The organism is Halobacillus campisalis, from assembly GCF_030345335.1.
Taxonomy (GTDB): Bacteria; Bacillota; Bacilli; order Bacillales; family Halobacillaceae; genus Halobacillus_A; species Halobacillus_A campisalis.
In genome coordinates, this window is the sequence record NZ_JAPVRC010000003.1 from 392,210 (window position 1) to 411,047 (window position 18,838).

Below are 18,838 nucleotides of genomic sequence, written 5' to 3' on the forward strand. Positions count from 1 at the left end.
AAATGAATTATTCCGGTATAACTTTTTCCTTTCTTACGATAGATTTACCCCCCTGAGTCGTTAATAAAACGCCTGATATCACAATAATTGTACCAAAGATATGCATCCAGGTGATACGCTCTCCAAGCCACAATGCTGCCCCTGCCATAGTTACTACAGGGAGAAAGTTGAGGAAAATGGAGGCTTTCGATGCGCCGAGAAGGCCTACAGCCCTATTATATAAGATCAGAGCGATAAATGAAGGAAAAACACCTAAATACAATAATCCAATGAAATGACCGGGCTTATCGAAGGACGGAACACCTGTCATCCACCATTCCGCAACCACGGCAGGAAAAAGCAGGACTAACCCTATCCCGGTGATGACGAGTACAACGGCATACGGAGGGAATTTAAACATATGAAGCTTCACGAACAGTGAATATACTGCCCAGGATAGAATAGCGCTGATCATTATAAAATCACCAATGTTCCATTCTAAGGCAGCGAGCTGAAGAAGTTTACCTTCTATGATCACCCATACCGCTCCAAAAAGTGACAGGACGACTCCGATCCATTGCACCTTCATGACTTTTTCCTTTAAGATAAGTACGCTTAAGATTACTGTGACAGCGGGGATGGCAGACTCAAGGATGGCGACGTTCGCAGAGGTTGTAAACTGCAGAGCCCCGTAGATTGATGTATTGAATAAAGTGATGCCTGATAAGGCCAATACGAAGACCGGCATTTTGTTAGCTAAGAACACCGTTTTGTTTCTCCAAACACTTCGATAGCCGATAGGAAAGAGAACAATGAATGCCACAGCTAAGCGGATAAAGGTGATTGTCATTGGCGGCAGGTCATTCAGCGCCTTTCCGACCAGGATGTTCCCCGCATACATAAAGACGACACAAATCATCAGCAGATAAGGATACATAGAGCCACCCCCTTCTTAATAGGAGAGTCGTAAGTAATCAACTCCTTATAACCTATCACTTTTCAAGTGTAAAGAACACAAAAAAAGAAGCGGGTTGCCCCGCATCTTTAAAACTGGCTCTTATCCTTCTGCAGATATCTTTCCTAGGAAGAAGCCATCCACCTTGTCCAGGCTGCCCCGCCAATAGAATTTCCCTTCCGATGGAGTAGGGTCCTCATCGCCATTGTACACTTGAGCGTTCTTCAAATGAATATAGGATACATCTCCATTAGAAGCGTCTTTAGCCGACTTGCTGGCTTCTGAAAGGTTTTCGCCGAGGGCCTTAGACACCTCATTTCCGTCTCCAAACTTTTGGGATAGAGAATCCAAATACTCTTCTGCTGATATAGTCGTGCCTGTAACCAGTGCTCCATTGACGTTCAAAGTGATATCCAATGAAAAATCATGGTTATTTGCTGCTTTAATAAAAGAAATTAATAAATCATCCATAGTCTAGCCTCCCTATTCTTAAGGTCTTGCAAAATTATATTTTTCTAGCGTGCCGGCTTATTATTTTGAAGTATCATCATCATTAACAATTGTCGTTTTACCTTTAGATGAACCTTTTTCCTTAGATTGATCAGACTCAGATGAACGGGCAGAAGGCTCATTGTCTTCTTGCTCCGATCCACTTCCCTGATTGTCCATTGGGATAATATCGGCATTGTTTCTTTTAGGTTTAGAAGCAGATTTTTTCTTCCTTGTTGTCGACTTAGAAGCTGGTGCTTTTGAAGATTTCTTTTCTTCTTTTGGCTGCTCTGCTTTTTTCTGTGGTTGTTCTTGTTCTTCCTCTTGTTCTTCCTCTTGCTCATCTGTTTCCTCTTCTTCACTATCATCAGCAGCTTCTTCTTGTTCCTTAGGATCCTTTAATTCTACATCTTCTTCTGCCACTGCTGGTTCAGCTTCCGCGGTTGCCGCCGCTTCCTGCTGTGCTGCTTCATCATCTTCTTCGGACTCATCTTCTTCGACTTGGTTTTTAGTTTTCTTAGGCTTGCCAGCTGTGTTTTTTACTTTTGTTCTTTTGCTTTTCGGTTGTTCTTCCTGCTCTTCTTCCTCATCGTCGTATTCTTCTTCTTCTTCGTCTTGATTCTTATTTCTTTTCAGCTTGCCGGCTGCGTTTTTTACTTTTGTTCTTTTGCTTTTCGGTTGTTCTTCCTGCTCTTCTTCCTCATCGTCGTACTCTTCTTCTTCTTCGTCTTGATTCTTATTTCTTCTCAGCTTGCCGGCTGCGTTTTTTATTCTGGCTCTTTTGCTTTTCGGTTGTTCTTCTTGCTCTTCTTCCTCATCGTCGTACTCTTCTTCTTCGTCTTGATTCTTATTTCTTTTCAGCTTGCCGGCTGCGTTCTTTATTCTGGCTCTTTTGCTTTTTGGTCTTTGTTCTTGTTCTTCTTCTTCCTCGTAGTCGTACTCTTCTTCTTCATCCTGACTTTTATTTCTTTTCAGCTTGCCAGCAGCATTTGAAGTCGTTTCCTTCGTTTTGCTGGCAGCACTTCTTGTTTTATCTTTTACACTTGCCACACCAGCACTCGCTTTACTGCCAATCGCTTTTCCTCTTTCTTTTAAGCTGGAGCCTTCTGTTTCCTGAGTGGTGTCTGAATCTGAATTCAACGTCGTTTTCTTTTCGTTACTTGAATCTGAATCTTTGGAACGAATCATCATCCCTGCAGCCGTCCCTAAAAGTCCTCCAATTATTGCACGGTTCAGTGTACTTCTTTTGTTTTCATCTCCCATAGTCAACACTCCTTTTTATTTTATACGAATCTATTGTTATTAGATGGATTCATATTTTTTTCTAATTGCTCGATACGCTTTTGCAATTCTTTATTTTCTTTCTCTAACTGCTCGGTATTTTGTTCCGCTGCTTTGGAGTTCAGGTAAGGATCTGTTTCCCACCAGTCCATGCCGATTTCTTTCGCCTTATCAACGGAAGCCACAATCAAACGGATTTTTATCGTCAATAGTTCTACGTCGGCAATTCCTACTCGGATATCTCCGGCGATGACAACACCTTTATCCAGTACGGTTTCCAAAACGTCTACGATACTATTTCCACGCGTAGAATGTTCAATGGTCATGGTCGTCATTCCCCTTTCTTATAGTAGATTCCCAAGAGGTCCTAAATCTATATTGAGATCTTCGTCTTTCAAGTCGAAAATATCCTTAAGCTCGTCCATTTTCACTTCCAGGTTCATGAGCGCCACTCCGAGATTCTCGATTTCTTCTTCTGTAAGAGTCCCTCCGTCTACCCGGCGGATCGCATGGCGTTCTACCAGTTGGCGCAGCAGCTCTATGACTGTCAAAACGAGCTGGGCTAGTCCTTGTTCAGCGCCTTCAGGATCAAGGTTGATCCTTCCGCTTTGCGGGGGCTGGTGTTTAAGATTGCTCTGTGACATGGGTCAAATCCTCCTTTTCTTGATCGAAACGTTTGGATGTCAGGCTGTCCGAATCCATATTCGACTGAACGAGCGTTTCAACGGCCGAGATGAGCACACGCAAATCAAGATAGACTAAATCGATTCCGGCAATCGAGATAATCAGATCCCCTTTAATGGCGACCCCTTTATCAAGAACCGTATCGAGAATATCGATCAATCCTATTTCTTTGTTTTGATAGGTTTCTCTATGGGACATCGGTGACGCCTCGCTTTACGATAAATTTGCAAAATGGTAAGCCGGCCAAGGTCCTGTCGCTTCAAATATCCAGCCGGATTGCCCGTGAGCTTTTTCTGCCTCTGTCACCAACTCGAGGAAATTCTCCACCTTATCTAAAGGGACAAGGTAGGCACTGTTCCAACACATTTCTTCATCTTTCCCCGTCACATCACGGTTCCAATTCTTCTTCACCGTGCTGTTGACGCTGAAATCAGCAAGCTTGTCATGGAACTCAGAAGAGAATTCTTCTTGTTCCTTTTCGACTTCCTGATCGATATATTGATCGATTTTCCTGGATTCTAAATATTGCCGCCCTTTTGACATTTGAGCGATTTCTTCTTTTTTCTTCTTTATATTTAAATTGTGCTCGCTCACTTGTTCAGAAAGTCTGTCGCGGTCACAATATATTTTCAAATTCCATTCTTCTTTTCCGTCTAATTGTTTGAGTAAGTCCACCATCTGCTGCTGGTGGGAATCGATCATGGCGCGAAGATTTTGCTCCGTTTTATAAATCGTGCAAAACTTCATGGGAATGATCGTCGCCTGCTCATGGATTTTCATAAGCATTTCATGGTGATGAAAGGCTTTATCTTTCACCCACTCCATTTGATTCGTTTTCTCTTCCAGTACATCTTCACCAAATTCTTCTTCATCAACATGACAGAATACTGCTGATAGTTCCCCGTATTCCATAAGGTCCAGACGATGCTCACCGTCTATACCTTTTAACTCGGAGAAAGGATTCGTTTGATTTTCTCGTGTTTGAATCATTCCGTATAAATAAAATAATTGACTCATCGTAAGACTCCCCTATTTTTACCGCTTGGTTAATTCTTCCCACTGCTCCATTTCCAGCTTCTTAGCTGTTTCATATCTGACCAGCAGTTCTTCTTCTTGCTTCTTATAGACTTCTTCTGAGACTTCATCCAATTCATACATCATTTGTAAATGAATGAGTTTCTTTTGAATCGTTTCGAGATCATAAAATTCTTTATCCACTTCTTCCTTTACGTGCTCGCCAATATTTATAATCATGTCGATGGGAAAAGTGAATAATTTATGAATCATGTGCTCTCCTCCACTTTCAATTTAATATTAATGAAATTGTATGCCGGCCAAGGCCCGGTATATTTGAAGTCGACTTTATCTTTCCATTTCTCGTGCATTTCGTTCACTTTCTCGTCAAACTGATCTTCCTTACTGCGATCGATCAGATAAGATCCATTGAGCAGCATTTTTTCACCGATTGGATCGTTCGCTTTAGCCGAATCTGAATACTTCACTAAAGGCGCGTGTATATCTTGTTCGATCTCCTGCTGTAGGGACTTGAAAAACTTCTGGGCCATTTCTCCGAGCTTCATTCGGTCGAAATATCCTGCATCCTCAGATTTCTTTGATACTTCGCTTTTCTTCTGCATAACTTTGGAATCCTTTGAAATCTGGTTCTCCAGCCATTCTTTCTTTCCGACGACCTTTAGACCGACCTCGATTTTATTCTTGATCTGCGGGAACAGTTTCGATAATTGTGGATATAAGTTCTTCAGTAAAACCTCAATATCTTCTGTTGAATGAAATACGTTTCCGAAGCTGATAGGAACTACAGTATCCTCTTTATCCATAACGTTTGAAATGACCTGCTGATGAAGCATGAGGTTCTCTTTATTCGGGTGATAAATTTTCATCGGGACTTCTGCAGCGACCATAGCTGCATCCTGATAATGAACCGTAAACGTTTCACGATCTTCTCCTTCAAAATGGATAGTGCCGAATTCCTTTTTCTCCTGTGTCTGGATACTGCAAAAAATGTATATTCCTGTTTCTTGTTCCACTTTGTTTCCCCCTATACTTCTCTGCATTCCGCTAAAATTTTATCTCGTAAATCATCGATCGACTCGGACTCATCAGAACATGACCGTAATGGAAATAACGTGATATCCATACATAAATCCTGAAATTCTTCGTCATTGCCGTCGACCTTGATGTCGTACTTTTCTACAACCTGAGCAATCATAAGAGATGAGCGTAAACTCAAACTTGCTATGTCGTTATCACATAGATTCCTGACACGATTGACAAATTGAACAATTGCTTCCGCTTTATATTTTCTTAGTTTCGTTTTTTTCATTACGATAGCGACTTCCGCTTCTTCGTCCATATACTCCACTGGAAGAGTTACCATACGATCCAGTAACGCATCCTGCGATTGATAGACTCCCGCATATTCTGCCGGGTTGCTCGTGAAAATAACTGAGAAATTGGGGTGAACATCTATATGAGAGGCTGTTCGCTTCGTTCCATACAGAGGAAGGATTTTCTCCTCAAGAATCGAAAGAAACAGGTTATTCGTTTCTGGCTGCGAACGAGTAAACTCATCGTACACCACTGTATAGCCTTCCTTTACAGCTTCATACAAACGGCCTTGCACCCACTCTTCGGAGATATTTTCTTCGATTTTATGAACGGTGCGCACGAAGTTATCGTTCAGTTTCTTTCTCCTATAACCTGTATATGCCCCGATCAAATCTTCGTTCGATAACTCTTTATTTCCATTGATCAGCAATACGGGCCGCTGTCGCTGTTTGGCAATGTGGAGGGCAAGTGTGGTTTTTCCTATTCCTGAGGGACCGGTGAAATGCACAGGATATCCAGTCTTTAAATATCGTAAGGACCGCTGGATCAAACTTTTAAAATAGGGATCGTTGTATACGTCTTGCTGGGTCTGGTTACTGGTGCTGTCCTTTAAAATCGTCATTCTCTGCCCTCCCTACTTTATTCGGCTTGCTCTTCAAGGTCACTTCTGAACCTGAGACTGATACGGTGGAATTCTGTTACTTCTTTATCGTTATCAACGGTCACTTCATACAAGCCGACCATTTCATCATGAGCGTACCTGCGCATATATTCCCGTTCTTCAATCACTTCTACTAGAACTCTCCAGCCTTCATTCTCTTCCTTCTTTTTCACTGAAATGATCTTATGTGGCGGAGCGATATGTTCTTTAAAAAACTGCGTAACGTTATCCATAATCTTCATGACTTTTTCAGCACCTTCCTAACTGCATATTGAAGAGGGCTAGACTTTTTCTCCAGCCCTCTCTTAACTACTAGATGTTAAATTGGGCACGTTCGTTTTCCTGGGAATTGGATGGAGATGATGATTCCTGCTCTCCCAGACGTCCTCCCAGACCTTCTTCTTCCACTTCGTCACGAAGCAGTCCTACTGCTTCCGCGTAACGAAGCCATGTGTCTACACTTGCTACTACGACTCTCGCTTCTACGGTAATAAGTTCAATTCCTACCACGTTAATTCGAACAAACGCATCAATTACAATCCCTTTATCCAGAATACGGTCAATTACTTCAGCCAAGCTTGAACTATCTGTCGATTTTTGAATAGCCATAATGATTCTCCTCTCCTATTTTTAAAAATAGTTTTTAATATTTTCAATCCCTTTGACGTCTTTGGGACCCTTCACATCACTGTAACTTCTGATGTCCGCTGTCCCTTTGACATCTTTAGGACCTTTCACATGATTGTAACTCTTAATATTCGACACACCCTTTATATCCTGTGCGCCTCTAAGCGTATTATGGCTTGTGCGCATGGTTGAGGGTTTGTTTTCGTCTATCTTTTCCTGCAGCTCTTTACCTGATTCTTTAAAAGAAGCGAGGTTTTGTCTAAGCTCCAGCATGCCATCCTGCATTTTTTCCTGAGCCTCTTCAGCTTTCGCATGGACTTTTTCAGCATTTTCTTCTTTCTTTTCTTGCAGGTTCTCAGTTAATTGATTAGCTTCCGATTGCAGTTGTTTCTTAAACTGCTCTCGAATCTGATCGCCCATTTCGTCTTTTACTTCTTCTTCCGCATGTTCTTTTGCTTCAACGGGATCGTCTGCTTTCTTCACTACACGAGAAACTCGGGGCCATTGATTCTTTACGGCTCTGGCTGACTTCTTAACACCACCTTCGATTTTCTCTAACATACCTTCGGATTGAGTGTTTTCCTTTTCTTCTTCGCTCATTCCATCACCCTTTTAAAAAATACCTTTTTTTAGAAGCTATTTTTATTCTTCCTTCCCATGTGAGAGATCTTGAAAACCTATATTAGAAAGGTTTCTTTTTGAAATGGTAATAATTTCTCTTATTATTACAGAAATCGAGTTTTCATTAGTTCTAAAGCACCTTATAAACAAAGGGATTATTCATGACTCTTTTAATTATTATTACAAATATTACTATTATATTTTTTCTAGTATAATAATTCTCCTTAACGTGAAAGTGTTTGAATTTTTTTCTAGAGAGGAATAGATTATTTATCGAACCTAAGGAGGAATTATGATGAATCGAATGGATCGACAAACACAAGGCCAGCCAGGTCAAGAACAGGAAAGACAGCCTGGTTTTGAAGATAAAATGGATCCGCTTCCGCTACAGGCGGATGAGGATTACCGCAGTGGAAACAAATTAAAAGGAAAAGTAGCACTTATTACAGGCGGCGATAGCGGCATCGGCCGTTCCGTAGCCATTGGGTATGCAAAAGAAGGAGCAGACGTTGCGATATCCTATCTTGATGAGCATGAAGACGCCGAATATACGAAAGAGAAAATCGAAGCTGAAGGACGCAAGGCGATTTTGATTCCTGGCGATGTCGGGGACGAATCAGTTTGTCGTGATGCTGTAGAGAAAACCGTCAATGAGCTAGGGAAGCTGGACATTCTCGTCAATAATGCAGCTGAACAGCACCCTACAGATGACATTATGAACATCTCAACGGAGCAGTTGGAAAGCACGTTTAAAACGAATATCTACTCTATGTTCCACTTAACGAAAGCCGCTCTTCCTCATTTAAAAAAAGGAAGTGCCATCATCAATACAGCTTCCGTTAACCCGTATACCGGAAACGAACAGCTTGTGGATTACACGGCAACGAAAGGGGCAGTTGTCGCTTTCACAAGATCGATGGCTAAGCAGCTTGTCGATAAAGGAATCCGCGTCAATGGAGTAGCACCCGGTCCGATTTGGACACCGTTGATTCCGTCCACTTTCTCTGAAGAAAAAGTGGAACAGTTCGGTTCCGATACGCCGATGAACCGTCCGGGTCAGCCTGTGGAGCACGTAGGCAGCTATGTTCTGTTAGCTTCTGACGATTCCACGTATATTACTGGCCAATTCATTCACATTAATGGCGGAATGATTATGAACAGCTAGTTGGAATAAAAAGAACCCGATATATTGATTAAAGGGTTCATACCTGAAAAATATGGCGCTCTCGCTTAATAGCGAGAGTGCTTTTCTTTTTATTATAGGCTCTGTTCATATAAGCTTCCTTTTCTTGAAGGCGCTAATTCTAAATGTTCGGACTGTTTCCGTTATGTTCGACAGCGGCAGGAGCTCCTATTTCAGGAGTTCTTATCACTCTTCTCTTGAATGGATTAGCTTCCCAACCCCCCCTTACTCTCATTTCGGCAACGAATCCCGTCAGGCTCGAAACTAAGTCTGTAACAATCCTGCGGTATCATTGAATGATCCTCTTATAAATCATCAACAACGACGTATCACATAGATTTATACTAAAGTAGAAATGCATAACTAAAAACACGGTCTCTATTCTTAAAATGGTTAGGATCAAAAAAGTGAAAGATATCCTAAAGGTAATAGTGTTGCTATGAAAAAGCCAGCCAAAGTTGAAATCGTAATCAAAAATCTATGTTTTCGTTTTGATATCTCATCTCTTTTTAAGGCTGTATTATAAACCTTAATCAATGAACGAACCGTGGTGTATATGATTAAAGCCGAAAAGATACTAAACAAGAATATTTCCATTATTTCTCCCCCTTTCTAATTATCATTTTTTAAGAATATTTATTAACAGCTTCCGTAAAAACGATCTTCTAAGAAAAAGGTTTCAATCCTATATAAAGATTTCTGAATTTACCCCCTGATTCACTTACTTTGATCATAAAACAATTATTTCTCGCAAGCGTTAGTACTCAAATCTCCTGTTCATTCATTAAAAAGAACTAGTCTCTATCAAAAAACAATCTGCTTTGATCCCGGCAGATTGTTAATTTTTCGTCCCCGTACATACTAAACAGCTTCTCTATTCATTCGATATTGCTGGAAACGATATAGAAGGAAATAAGTTAAACCGATCGTCTCGATTATGATAAACCACCACAATAACGGGGTAATGGAATATACAGGTTAACTAGAAATGTACTACAAGAGAAGGAGTTCGATGACTATGCCAGAAGGTCCAGAGATTAAACGCGCCGCCGATCAAGTCGAAAAAGCCTTAGCAGGACGACCTGTGAACGAACTTTACTTCGCTTTCGATCATTTAAAAGACTATGAAAGCATATTAAAGGGCACATCCATAGAAAAAGTTAAAACTAAAGGGAAAGCGATGCTCATCCATTTTACGAACGGCTATACTATTTATTCTCACAATCAGCTGTACGGAAAATGGTACATTCGAAACGCCTATAACTATCCTAAGACGAATCGGCAGCTGAGATTAGCTCTTCATAATGAGAAAAAGTCGGCCTTATTATACAGTGCTTCCGATATTGAAGTGATGCGCGATGAAGAAGTCCCTTTCCATTCGTTCATCGCAAAAGCGGGACCTGATTTATTAAGTGAACCTGTGACTGCCGAGGATCTGATTTCCCGCTTCCAAAGTGACAAATTCCGCAGAAGAAAGTGGACAGCCTTGCTGCTCGATCAAACGTTTATCGCAGGGGTCGGGAATTATCTGCGCAGTGAAATTTTATTTTCCGCTGGCATTCATCCTGACCTGCGTCCGATCGATTGTACAAAGGAAAAACTCGCCAAAGCCGCACATGCTTGTATCGATCTTATGTGGAGATCTTATGAAAACAACGGCATTACGAATGATCTTACATTAGCTGAACGCTTAAAAGCTGAAGGAGCCAAGCGATATCAATACAGACATTGGGTGTTCAACCGGGAAGGACTGCCCTGCCGATTATGTGGAACGGAAATCGTGAAGTTCAAAGCAGGATCGCGTCGCTGCTATTACTGTCCAAACTGTCAGTCTAATGAATCGTAAAATATATGCTGAGCTGTGATTCCTTTATTCAACGTGATTTTCCCAAAAGAATAATGAGGGAGTCTGCGTTTATCAGTAGCTGAACCAGGATTGAACAGCATTGTTTTTTTTGAAAATTTTAGAAGAGGGAGGTGGGAATGTCCAAAGATGATCAAGTCCACATCCTCCTCTTCAAATTCAGCTGCTGCACGTTTTTCTGTCGTTTTCTTTTCTCCATGTCCATGAACGACACCTATTTTATACCCTTCTACATTCAGCAATTGTCTCCTCGGGACTAACCGCTTCATATCTTCCCCATCTACATTCCCATACACTCCGTAAAGATCACCAAATTGCTGGAAATGCTCATATATATCAGGGGTCTGCCAATCCCCCGCATGGATGACTAAGTCCGCCTTTTTCATTTCTTCCTGCAGAAGAAAAGGGAGCTTTTTTCCTTTTTTCGGCATATGGGTATCCGACACCACGATAATGTTCATTTACATGACCTCCTTTGATTCAAGACGTTTATTTTGGGATCAAAAGGGAACAAGAATATGGAATATTATTCAATAAAGGAGATTGTATCTATGTCCCATTATATTGAAGTTGACCATCATGTCGAATTATTTGTACAAGATATAGGAGAAGGACAGCCGATCGTATTCATCCATGGCTGGCCGCTCAATCACGAAATGTTCGAATATCAAATGAACGAACTTCCTCAAAAAGGGTATCGTTTTATAGGTATTGACTTACGAGGTTTCGGAAAATCCGACAAGCCTTCCTATGGATATGATTACGACACACTCGCTCATGACATTAAAATCGTCGTGGAATACTTACAGCTGGAGAATTTTTATTTGGCAGGTTTCTCAATGGGAGGCCCTATTTCCATTCGCTATGCGACAAAATATGCAAATGCTCAGTTTGCTAAACTAATTTTGATCGGAGCGGCTGCCCCAAGCTTTACACAGCGTGATGGGTACGCGTACGGTTTGCATAAGGAAGAAGTAGATGGTCTGATTTATGGAATTAAGCAGGATCGCCCGGCCGCTTTGGCAGATTTCGGAACAAATTTCTACAATACTCGCGTTTCAGAACCATTAAAAGAATGGTTCCTCGGGTTAGGGTTACAAGCCTCTGCCCACGGCACGATTGCCTGTGCTGCTTCCTTAAGGGACGAAGATTTACGTGGTGAACTGGATCAAATCAAAGTTCCAACTGTGATCATGCACGGTAAGCTGGATGAAATCTGTGAATATAACTTCGCTCTGGAACTTGAGAAGAGAATTCCTAGTTCAACGTTGATTTCTTTTGAAGAAAGCGGACACGGCCTGATTTATGATGAACGCGATAAATTCAACGAAGAGCTGCTTAAATTGATTGAAAAAAGATAAGAGCGCTCCAAAAAATCTTCCACAAAAAACCCCTCTATTTCCTGGGAAATAGAGGGGTTTTCATTATTCGATCGGTTCTTTATTGGGCGTACCAGCTTTTCTTGGATATTTCTTCGGCGTTTTACGGCGTTTTTCAATCAGCGCGATGTTGCGTTCACTGTCTTCTTCAGGCAGCTTGAACGTATTTACACTGACCACTTCTCCACCCACCGTTTGAATCGCGACGTTCGCATCTTCCATTTCTTCCGCTAAGTTCGGGCCTTTCATCGCTAGAAAATGGCCGCCTTTTGCAGTAAGCGGCAGGCAAAGCTCGCTCAGTACGGACATGCGTGCCACAGCTCTAGCCATGACGAGATCATAGCCTTCACGAAACTTAGGATTTTTTCCGAAATTTTCAGCACGGTCATGATAAAAAGCGACATCTTTCAGCCCAAGTTCATGGGCTAAGTGATTCAAAAAGGTGATCCGCTTCTTGAGGGAGTCGACAATTGTCACTTTCAATTGCGGAAATGCGATTTTTAATGGGAGACTTGGAAATCCGGCCCCTGCACCTACGTCGCAAATACGCAGTGGCTTTGTGAAATCATGATAAAACGCGGCTGTCAGCGAATCATAAAAGTGTTTCAAATAAACACCTTCCTGATCGGTGATCGCTGTTAAATTCATTTTTTCGTTCCACTCTACTAAAATCTCAAAATATTGCTCGAACTGTTTTTGCTGATGTTCGTCTAGTTCAATGCCTTGCTTTTGCAAGGCAGATAGAAAGGTGTTGATATCCATGGAGTCATCCTTTCACTACTCGCCAGAAACGCGGGCGATTTTGCCTTGTTCAATATAAACGAGGAGGATAGAAACGTCAGCTGGATTCACGCCTGATACCCTGGAGGCTTGGCCGACAGAAAGCGGACGGACTTTCTTCAGACGGTCGCGTGCTTCCGTAGCCAATCCATTAATATCATCGTAATCGATGTCTTCAGGGATCGTTTTCGATTCCATTTTACGCATGCGTTCTATTTGCTCCAGCGCTTTTTTAATATAGCCAGCGTACTTCACCTGAATTTCCACTTGCTCGGTAACATCCTCGGCTAAAGGACGCTCACTAGGCGTCACACTTGCAATGACATCATATTTCATTTCCGGACGGCGGAGTAAATCAAGAGCTCGAACCGCTTCTTTTAATGGGCTGCCTCCTGATGACTCAATCGCCGCTTGAACGTCTTCTGTCGGTTTCAGCATCACTTGATCTAAGCGGTTTTTTTCTTCTTCAATCAAACGTTTTTTCTCTAAGAAGCGCTCGTAACGCTCGTCTGAGATCGTTCCTACTTGATGGCCGATTTCTGTTAAGCGCATATCGGCATTGTCATGACGAAGCATCAGACGGAATTCTGCACGAGAAGTCAGCAGTCGGTAAGGTTCATCCGTTCCTTTTGTGACAAGGTCATCGATCATGACACCGATATATCCTTGAGAACGGTCGAGAATTAATGATTCAAGATCCAATGCTTTTGCCGCTGCATTAATTCCTGCCATCAAGCCTTGACCTGCCGCTTCCTCATAGCCAGACGTTCCATTAAGTTGACCTGCAGTAAACAGGCCGCTTATTTTTTTCGTTTCAAGCGTAGGCCATAGAGTCGTCGGTACGACAGAATCATATTCAATCGCATAGCCCGCTCGCATAATTTCCGCATTCTCAAGACCAGGAACAGTCTCCATCATTTCCTTTTGAATATACTCAGGCAATGATGTAGAAAGACCTTGCACGTATACTTCTTCCGTGTCTCTTCCTTCAGGCTCTAAGAAAATTTGGTGACGGGGCTTATCGTTGAAACGGACGATTTTATCTTCAATAGATGGACAATATCGCGGTCCAGTCCCTTTAATCATTCCTGAATACATCGCCGACAGTCCGAGGTTATCGTTAATCACTTTGTGTGTATGCTCGTTTGTATACGTCAACCAGCATGGAATCTGATCCGTGATGAATTCTGTCGTTTCATAAGAAAAGAAGCGCGGTTCTTGTTCACCAGGCTGTATTTCGGTTTTTGAATAATCGATTGTACGGCTGTTCACACGCATCGGCGTACCTGTTTTAAAACGGACCATTTCGATCCCAAGCTCTTCTAACTGTTCAGAAAGAGAAACAGAAGTACGCTGGTTATTCGGTCCACTTTCATAAGACAGGTCTCCGATGATGACGCGGCCGCGCATGAACGTTCCTGTCGTCACAATGACGGTCGGAGCGTAATAGACGGCTTTCGTTTCCGTGACAACCCCTTTGATTTGATCGTCTTCTACAAGCAGCTTTTCAACCATTGCTTGACGCAAGGTTAAGTTTTCCTGCGTCTCTAGTACACGTTTCATTTCTTTTATATAAAGAGGCTTGTCTGCCTGCGCGCGTAATGCACGGACGGCAGGTCCTTTTCTCGTATTCAACAGGCGCATTTGGATATGTGTTTTATCAATCACTTTCCCCATTGCACCGCCAAGAGCGTCAATTTCCCGGACTACTACACCTTTGGCCGGCCCGCCAATAGACGGGTTACACGGCATGAACGCAACCAAATCTAAATTTAGTGTCAGCATAAGGGTTTTTGCTCCGCGTTTTGCAGCGGCAATCCCAGCTTCCACTCCAGCATGACCGGCACCAATAACAATTACATCATAATGCCCTGCATCGTAAGTCATTTTGGTCGTCTCTCCTTTAAATAATTTATTTCCCTAAGCAAAACTGTGAAAACAGTTGGTCAATTAAGCTTTCATGAACAGCATCACCGATGATTTCTCCGAGCAGTTCCCACGTTCTCGTCACGTCTATTTGCACAACATCGATCGGCACGCCCATCTCCATGCCTTCCTGGGCATCTTCGAGGGATTGCTTCGCCTGCTTCAATAATTGCACGTGACGGACGTTCGAGACGTAGGTCATGTCGCCGGTATCCAAATCACCTTCAAAGAACGTATCAGCGATAGCGTTTTCGAGCTGATCGATGCCTTCCTCACGAATGAGTGCTGTTGAAATAACCGGATGATCAGCTGCCAACCTTTTCACTTCGTCAAGGTCAAGCTTTGGTTCTAAGTCCATCTTGTTGACGATGACAATAATATTCAAGTCTTCTACCGCTTCAAAAAGTTTCTTATCTTCTTCGGTGAGCTCATCTCCATAGTTTAACACGAGAAGGATGAGGTCCGCTTCTTTTAATACTTGTCTTGATCGTTCGACACCGATACGTTCGACGATGTCTTCTGTTTCTCTTATGCCGGCTGTGTCGATGAGGCGGAGCGGTACTCCACGAACGTTGACGTATTCTTCGATGACGTCCCTCGTCGTTCCTGGCACTTCGGTGACAATGGCTTTATTTTCATGGACGAGGGCATTCATGAGCGAGGATTTTCCGACATTTGGCCGGCCGATGATCGCTGTTCCCAGTCCTTCTCGCAAAATTTTTCCCTGGCGAGCGGTTGCAAGTAATTTTTCAACTTCTTCAAGGACTTCTTTTGTTTTCTCACGCATCATCTCATTCGACATTTCTTCGACATCATCGTACTCGGGATAGTCGATGTTCACTTCAACGTGAGCGAGAGTTTCCAGCAGTTTTTGACGGAGCTCTTGAATGAGATTCGATAAACGTCCGTCCATCTGTTTTAAAGCTACACTCATCGCACGATCGGTTTTGGCCCGGATCAAGTCCATGACGGCTTCCGCCTGGGAAAGGTCGATTCGTCCATTCATGAATGCCCGCTTCGTAAATTCTCCCGGCTCGGCCAAGCGTGCGCCGCTTTCGAGTACGATTTCAAGTACACGATTAACGGAGACTAGTCCGCCATGGCAGTTGATTTCAACTACGTCTTCACGAGTGAATGTTTTCGGGGCTTTCATAACAGAAACCATGACTTCTTCCGCGACTTCTTCCGTTTTTCTATCGATCAGCTTTCCGTAGTGCATCGTATGAGAATCCACTTCTTTTAAATCTTTCCCTTGAAAAAGGGTAGCTGCTATCGATACAGCTTCTGGACCGCTTAATCGGACGATTGCGATCGCACCTTCTCCCATTGGAGTCGATATCGCAGTAATCGTATCCATTTCCACAGGCGGTCACCTCCTTTTCTGAACTTTTTATTTATAGTTATCCACACGGGGGTAAAATTAAACTCACTAACAAATTAGATTAACATATGTCAGGGTGTTTTGGGAAGTCTATTATTCATTTTATCCACATGTGTATAACTTTTTTCTTTTTATTCCCTTTTTATTTATATAGGCTTTTAAATTTCCGTGTTGAAATTTTATAAGCTTTACTAAATAATAAGTTTCCGTTATCAAAAATAGAGTCTTAAGGGCCGGGAAATTACTCGCTTTCCATGGGCGTACGGTGAGCTTCCTCGGGCTAAAGCCCTCCGGGATCTCACCATGTACTATTTTCTCATAGGAGTCTCGCAATTTCCCGACCCTTCTTGCAATAGTTAAGAGGAACGGAAACACCTTTAGCTTCAGTTGAGAGGATCCTCTACAATAATAAATATATTGGAAGCCGCTGAACGAAAATCCTCCCATCTCAAAGGAAGTAATACCCTCAGAATATATTTACTTATCGAAATCGCTTGAATAACAACCTTCTTAATAATTTACGGATTATCCTAGTCCAGTGATTTGGTTATAGCTTTATAGTTTTAAATACTCCTACACTTGAATTTCGTTTAGAGAACCTACCAAGAGCATGTTGGTTTTAAAAAACGGTGAAGAGTGCTTAGTGAGCACCCGCAGATTGTTAGCATGAGGAGGCTCACCGCGCTCCCACGGAAAGCGAGTGATTTCCCGGATCTCCAAACGCTGTCAAACATAACGAAAACAGTACGAACATCATCAACACAGAAATTAGTATCTAAAATAGAAAACAAAAAAATACTCCTGCCAAAGTGTTTGACAGAAGTATTTTAAACTATAACGGACGGATGACAATGTGGCGCTTAGGATCTCTCCCAGCAGAATCCGTCTCGACGTTTTGATTGTTTTGCAGGGCCGCATGAATAATTTTTCTTTCATACGACGGCATAGGTTCTAAGTTAACCGGTTCCCCGATTCGTACCGCTTTATCAGCGAGACGCTGGGCTAAGGTTTCCAATGTTTCTTTACGCCTGGCGCGGTAATTCTCAGCGTCCAGGATGACCGTATAAAACTGGTCGGTATCCCGGTTAACAGCTAGCTGCGCAAGAGATTGCAATGAGTTCAACGTTTGTCCACGTTTTCCGATCAACATAGCGATTTTTTCACCGATCATTTCGATGGAAATTTCGCGGCCGTTCGATTCGGTTTTGACCTGGACAGGTGCCCCCATCTGCTCTGCTACTTCTAAGATGAATGATTCGGCCTCCTGCACGGGATCCTTCGCAATTGAAACTTTCACGATAGCAGGCTTCGTTCCAAAAACTCCAAAAAATCCTTTTTTACCTTCATCAATGACGTCTATGTTTACCTGGTCCTTTGATGTTTGTAACTGGTCTAGTGCTGATTGGACCGCATCTTCAACTGTAGTTCCAGTAGCAGTCAATTGCTTCACTTAGCTGCGCCTCCTGTCGTATCTTTCATCATTGGCTTACGAATGAACAGGGTTTGTAAAATCATAACGATGTTACCGACGATCCAGTATAAAGCTAGGGCTGAAGGGAAGAAGAATGCAAATGTCCCGATCATAAGCGGCATAATATAAAGCATCATCTGCATTTGCGGGTTTTGCGCTGCGGCCCCTCCGGCCATCATTAATTTTTGCTGTAAGAATGTTGTAGCTGCTGTCAAAATCGCTAAGAACGGATCAGCTGTACCTAGCTGCAGCCATAGAAAATCGTGTGTTTGAATGGTTTCCGTACGCATGATCGCGTGGTAAAACCCGATCAATACCGGCATTTGTACAATAATTGGCAAACAACCAGCCAGTGGGTTGACCCCATTTTTCTGGAAAAGCTGCATCGTTTCCTGCTGCAGTTTCTGCTGAGACTGAGCATCTTTTGAGCTGTACTTAGAACGAAGCTCCTGCAATTGAGGCTGAATCTCCTGCATAGCTTTCGAACTTTTCAACTGTTTGACGTTCAAAGGCAACAATACCAGACGAATGATGATAGTCACGATAATAATCGATAAGCCATAGCTTCCATTCGTAGAATCGGCAAAAAATTGAAGCGTTTGAGATAACGGAAAAACTATATATTCATTCCAAAAACCTGTACTATCCTCGGTGATTTCCTGATTGACCTCGGTACACCCGGATAAGAACGTAAGCACACCTGTCATCGCAAGTAATGCTATCCATTTGTTACGCAACGTCCTTCCTCCTTACACATTCACATTTCACTATAGAATAGTGTAGCACTTTTCCATAGGGAATGACTATAACATTTTGTCAGTTTCGCGACTTCTTATCTAAAAGCTTTGACTTATACAAAACATGGGTCAAGCTACTCTTAATTTCATGAAAGTCCATTTGGTGGGTCGGTTTTCTGGCAATGACTACTAAATCATATTCAGGCTTAATGTTCTCTTCCAATTCATGAAAAGCCTGCCTTAAGTACCTTTTGATCTGATTTCTCATCACGGCATGTCCGATCTTTTTACTGACCGATAATCCGATACGAAAATGGCTCTGATCCTTCTTTAAATAATAGAGGACAAGCTGTCTATTGGCGAATGACTGACCATGTTGAAATACTTTCTGGAATTCTTTATTTTTTTTGATTCGATAAGTTTTCTTCATGGACTCCTGAACCTCCGAAAAGAAAAGCGCTCACGCTCAAT

At 42.4% G+C, this 18,838-nt stretch carries 23 protein-coding genes; 3 read left to right on the plus strand and 20 right to left on the minus strand.

Going from position 1 to position 18,838, the window contains the following annotated elements:
* Positions 1-7: 7 nt before the first annotated feature.
* The 13 genes from O2Q26_RS09410 to gvpQ all read right to left on the minus strand — a co-directional run bounded on the left by O2Q26_RS09410 (position 8) and on the right by gvpQ (position 7,625).
* Positions 8-916, minus strand: a complete 909-nt coding sequence (locus O2Q26_RS09410; protein ID WP_289215666.1) for a DMT family transporter — start codon at positions 914-916, stop codon at positions 8-10.
* Positions 917-1,036: 120 nt separating this feature from the next.
* Positions 1,037-1,405 (minus strand): gas vesicle accessory protein GvpU, encoded by a 369-nt coding sequence (gvpU, locus tag O2Q26_RS09415; protein WP_289215667.1) that lies wholly within the window; start codon positions 1,403-1,405, stop codon positions 1,037-1,039.
* Positions 1,406-1,465: 60 nt separating this feature from the next.
* Positions 1,466-2,686 carry a hypothetical protein gene (locus O2Q26_RS09420; RefSeq protein ID WP_289215668.1) on the minus strand — a complete coding sequence of 407 codons (1,221 nt, stop codon included), beginning with the start codon at positions 2,684-2,686 and terminating at the stop codon, positions 1,466-1,468.
* A 20-nt stretch (positions 2,687-2,706) separates the two neighbouring features.
* Entirely contained in the window at positions 2,707-3,030 is a 324-nt protein-coding gene (locus tag O2Q26_RS09425; RefSeq protein WP_253936194.1) for a gas vesicle protein, read from the minus strand.
* A gap of 18 nt (positions 3,031-3,048) precedes the next feature.
* Positions 3,049-3,348, minus strand: a complete 300-nt coding sequence (locus O2Q26_RS09430) for a gas vesicle protein K (protein WP_253936195.1) — start codon at positions 3,346-3,348, stop codon at positions 3,049-3,051.
* Positions 3,329-3,586, minus strand: coding sequence for a gas vesicle protein (locus tag O2Q26_RS09435; RefSeq protein WP_253936196.1), 258 nt, complete (start codon positions 3,584-3,586; stop codon positions 3,329-3,331). Before O2Q26_RS09435 ends, O2Q26_RS09430 begins: the two co-directional genes overlap by 20 nt.
* Positions 3,587-3,601: 15 nt before the next feature.
* On the minus strand, positions 3,602-4,405 hold the full coding sequence (locus tag O2Q26_RS09440) for a GvpL/GvpF family gas vesicle protein (RefSeq protein ID WP_289215669.1): 804 nt from the start codon (positions 4,403-4,405) through the stop codon (positions 3,602-3,604).
* A gap of 18 nt (positions 4,406-4,423) precedes the next feature.
* The gene (locus O2Q26_RS09445) at positions 4,424-4,675 is read right to left on the minus strand and encodes a gas vesicle protein GvpG (RefSeq protein ID WP_289215670.1); all 252 of its coding nucleotides are present in this window, start codon (positions 4,673-4,675) and stop codon (positions 4,424-4,426) included.
* Positions 4,672-5,463 carry a GvpL/GvpF family gas vesicle protein gene (locus O2Q26_RS09450; RefSeq protein ID WP_390216164.1) on the minus strand — a complete coding sequence of 264 codons (792 nt, stop codon included), beginning with the start codon at positions 5,461-5,463 and terminating at the stop codon, positions 4,672-4,674. Before O2Q26_RS09450 ends, O2Q26_RS09445 begins: the two co-directional genes overlap by 4 nt.
* Positions 5,448-6,359, minus strand: a complete 912-nt coding sequence (gene gvpN, locus O2Q26_RS09455) for a gas vesicle protein GvpN (protein WP_289215672.1) — start codon at positions 6,357-6,359, stop codon at positions 5,448-5,450. Before gvpN ends, O2Q26_RS09450 begins: the two co-directional genes overlap by 16 nt.
* A gap of 17 nt (positions 6,360-6,376) precedes the next feature.
* A complete protein-coding gene (gene gvpO / locus O2Q26_RS09460; protein WP_253936201.1) occupies positions 6,377-6,640 on the minus strand; it encodes a gas vesicle protein GvpO in 264 nt (87 codons plus the stop codon).
* A 70-nt stretch (positions 6,641-6,710) separates the two neighbouring features.
* Positions 6,711-7,007 (minus strand): gas vesicle structural protein GvpA, encoded by a 297-nt coding sequence (gene gvpA / locus O2Q26_RS09465; protein WP_289215673.1) that lies wholly within the window; start codon positions 7,005-7,007, stop codon positions 6,711-6,713.
* 21 nt (positions 7,008-7,028) lie between these two features.
* The gene (gene gvpQ / locus O2Q26_RS09470) at positions 7,029-7,625 is read right to left on the minus strand and encodes a gas vesicle protein GvpQ (protein ID WP_289215674.1); all 597 of its coding nucleotides are present in this window, start codon (positions 7,623-7,625) and stop codon (positions 7,029-7,031) included.
* Between the two features lie 316 nt (positions 7,626-7,941).
* On the opposite strand from gvpQ, the gene O2Q26_RS09475 reads away from it, so the two are divergent.
* Both O2Q26_RS09475 and nei read left to right on the plus strand, forming a co-directional pair.
* Positions 7,942-8,811, plus strand: a complete 870-nt coding sequence (locus O2Q26_RS09475) for an SDR family oxidoreductase (RefSeq protein ID WP_289215675.1) — start codon at positions 7,942-7,944, stop codon at positions 8,809-8,811.
* Between the two features lie 1,036 nt (positions 8,812-9,847).
* Entirely contained in the window at positions 9,848-10,675 is an 828-nt protein-coding gene (gene nei, locus O2Q26_RS09480) for an endonuclease VIII (protein WP_289215676.1), read from the plus strand.
* On the opposite strand, the gene O2Q26_RS09485 is transcribed toward nei, so the two are convergent.
* Positions 10,657-11,154 (minus strand): metallophosphoesterase family protein, encoded by a 498-nt coding sequence (locus O2Q26_RS09485; RefSeq protein WP_289215677.1) that lies wholly within the window; start codon positions 11,152-11,154, stop codon positions 10,657-10,659. The two genes, nei and O2Q26_RS09485, sit on opposite strands and share 19 nt — an antisense overlap.
* Positions 11,155-11,244: 90 nt before the next feature.
* Between O2Q26_RS09485 and O2Q26_RS09490 the strand changes: the two genes are divergently transcribed.
* Positions 11,245-12,054: an alpha/beta fold hydrolase gene (locus O2Q26_RS09490; RefSeq protein WP_289215678.1), complete on the plus strand. Its 810-nt coding sequence runs from the start codon at positions 11,245-11,247 to the stop codon at positions 12,052-12,054.
* Positions 12,055-12,117: 63 nt separating this feature from the next.
* Here the strand turns inward: O2Q26_RS09490 and rsmG are convergent, their stop codons facing one another.
* The 6 genes from rsmG to rnpA form a co-directional block, all read right to left on the minus strand.
* Positions 12,118-12,834 (minus strand): 16S rRNA (guanine(527)-N(7))-methyltransferase RsmG, encoded by a 717-nt coding sequence (rsmG, locus tag O2Q26_RS09495; protein WP_253936210.1) that lies wholly within the window; start codon positions 12,832-12,834, stop codon positions 12,118-12,120.
* 15 nt (positions 12,835-12,849) lie between these two features.
* Complete coding sequence (mnmG, locus tag O2Q26_RS09500; protein WP_253936211.1) at positions 12,850-14,739, minus strand: tRNA uridine-5-carboxymethylaminomethyl(34) synthesis enzyme MnmG; 1,890 nt, start codon at positions 14,737-14,739, stop codon at positions 12,850-12,852.
* Between the two features lie 25 nt (positions 14,740-14,764).
* Positions 14,765-16,141, minus strand: a complete 1,377-nt coding sequence (mnmE, locus tag O2Q26_RS09505; RefSeq protein ID WP_289215679.1) for a tRNA uridine-5-carboxymethylaminomethyl(34) synthesis GTPase MnmE — start codon at positions 16,139-16,141, stop codon at positions 14,765-14,767.
* 850 nt (positions 16,142-16,991) lie between these two features.
* Positions 16,992-17,609, minus strand: a complete 618-nt coding sequence (jag, locus tag O2Q26_RS09510) for an RNA-binding cell elongation regulator Jag/EloR (RefSeq protein WP_289215680.1) — start codon at positions 17,607-17,609, stop codon at positions 16,992-16,994.
* A complete protein-coding gene (gene spoIIIJ / locus O2Q26_RS09515) occupies positions 17,606-18,367 on the minus strand; it encodes a YidC family membrane integrase SpoIIIJ (RefSeq protein ID WP_289215681.1) in 762 nt (253 codons plus the stop codon). Before spoIIIJ ends, jag begins: the two co-directional genes overlap by 4 nt.
* A gap of 79 nt (positions 18,368-18,446) precedes the next feature.
* Positions 18,447-18,797 carry a ribonuclease P protein component gene (gene rnpA / locus O2Q26_RS09520; RefSeq protein WP_253936215.1) on the minus strand — a complete coding sequence of 117 codons (351 nt, stop codon included), beginning with the start codon at positions 18,795-18,797 and terminating at the stop codon, positions 18,447-18,449.
* Positions 18,798-18,838 lie beyond the last annotated feature (41 nt).

Coding starts and splice junctions, on each gene's coding strand:
- gvpA (WP_289215673.1), bottom strand. CDS start 7,007: ATGGCTATTCAAAAATCGACAGATAGTTCAAGCTTGGCTGAAGTAATT.
- O2Q26_RS09490 (WP_289215678.1), top strand. CDS start 11,245: ATGTCCCATTATATTGAAGTTGACCATCATGTCGAATTATTTGTACAA.
- gvpU (WP_289215667.1), bottom strand. CDS start 1,405: ATGGATGATTTATTAATTTCTTTTATTAAAGCAGCAAATAACCATGAT.
- O2Q26_RS09485 (WP_289215677.1), bottom strand. CDS start 11,154: ATGAACATTATCGTGGTGTCGGATACCCATATGCCGAAAAAAGGAAAA.
- gvpN (WP_289215672.1), bottom strand. CDS start 6,359: ATGACGATTTTAAAGGACAGCACCAGTAACCAGACCCAGCAAGACGTA.
- O2Q26_RS09430 (WP_253936195.1), bottom strand. CDS start 3,348: ATGTCACAGAGCAATCTTAAACACCAGCCCCCGCAAAGCGGAAGGATC.
- O2Q26_RS09450 (WP_390216164.1), bottom strand. CDS start 5,463: ATGCAGAGAAGTATAGGGGGAAACAAAGTGGAACAAGAAACAGGAATA.
- gvpQ (WP_289215674.1), bottom strand. CDS start 7,625: ATGAGCGAAGAAGAAAAGGAAAACACTCAATCCGAAGGTATGTTAGAG.
- nei (WP_289215676.1), top strand. CDS start 9,848: ATGCCAGAAGGTCCAGAGATTAAACGCGCCGCCGATCAAGTCGAAAAA.
- O2Q26_RS09425 (WP_253936194.1), bottom strand. CDS start 3,030: ATGACCATTGAACATTCTACGCGTGGAAATAGTATCGTAGACGTTTTG.
- O2Q26_RS09410 (WP_289215666.1), bottom strand. CDS start 916: ATGTATCCTTATCTGCTGATGATTTGTGTCGTCTTTATGTATGCGGGG.
- O2Q26_RS09445 (WP_289215670.1), bottom strand. CDS start 4,675: ATGATTCATAAATTATTCACTTTTCCCATCGACATGATTATAAATATT.
- rsmG (WP_253936210.1), bottom strand. CDS start 12,834: ATGGATATCAACACCTTTCTATCTGCCTTGCAAAAGCAAGGCATTGAA.
- O2Q26_RS09420 (WP_289215668.1), bottom strand. CDS start 2,686: ATGGGAGATGAAAACAAAAGAAGTACACTGAACCGTGCAATAATTGGA.
- O2Q26_RS09440 (WP_289215669.1), bottom strand. CDS start 4,405: ATGAGTCAATTATTTTATTTATACGGAATGATTCAAACACGAGAAAAT.
- O2Q26_RS09435 (WP_253936196.1), bottom strand. CDS start 3,586: ATGTCCCATAGAGAAACCTATCAAAACAAAGAAATAGGATTGATCGAT.
- rnpA (WP_253936215.1), bottom strand. CDS start 18,797: ATGAAGAAAACTTATCGAATCAAAAAAAATAAAGAATTCCAGAAAGTA.
- mnmG (WP_253936211.1), bottom strand. CDS start 14,739: ATGACTTACGATGCAGGGCATTATGATGTAATTGTTATTGGTGCCGGT.
- O2Q26_RS09475 (WP_289215675.1), top strand. CDS start 7,942: ATGAATCGAATGGATCGACAAACACAAGGCCAGCCAGGTCAAGAACAG.
- gvpO (WP_253936201.1), bottom strand. CDS start 6,640: ATGAAGATTATGGATAACGTTACGCAGTTTTTTAAAGAACATATCGCT.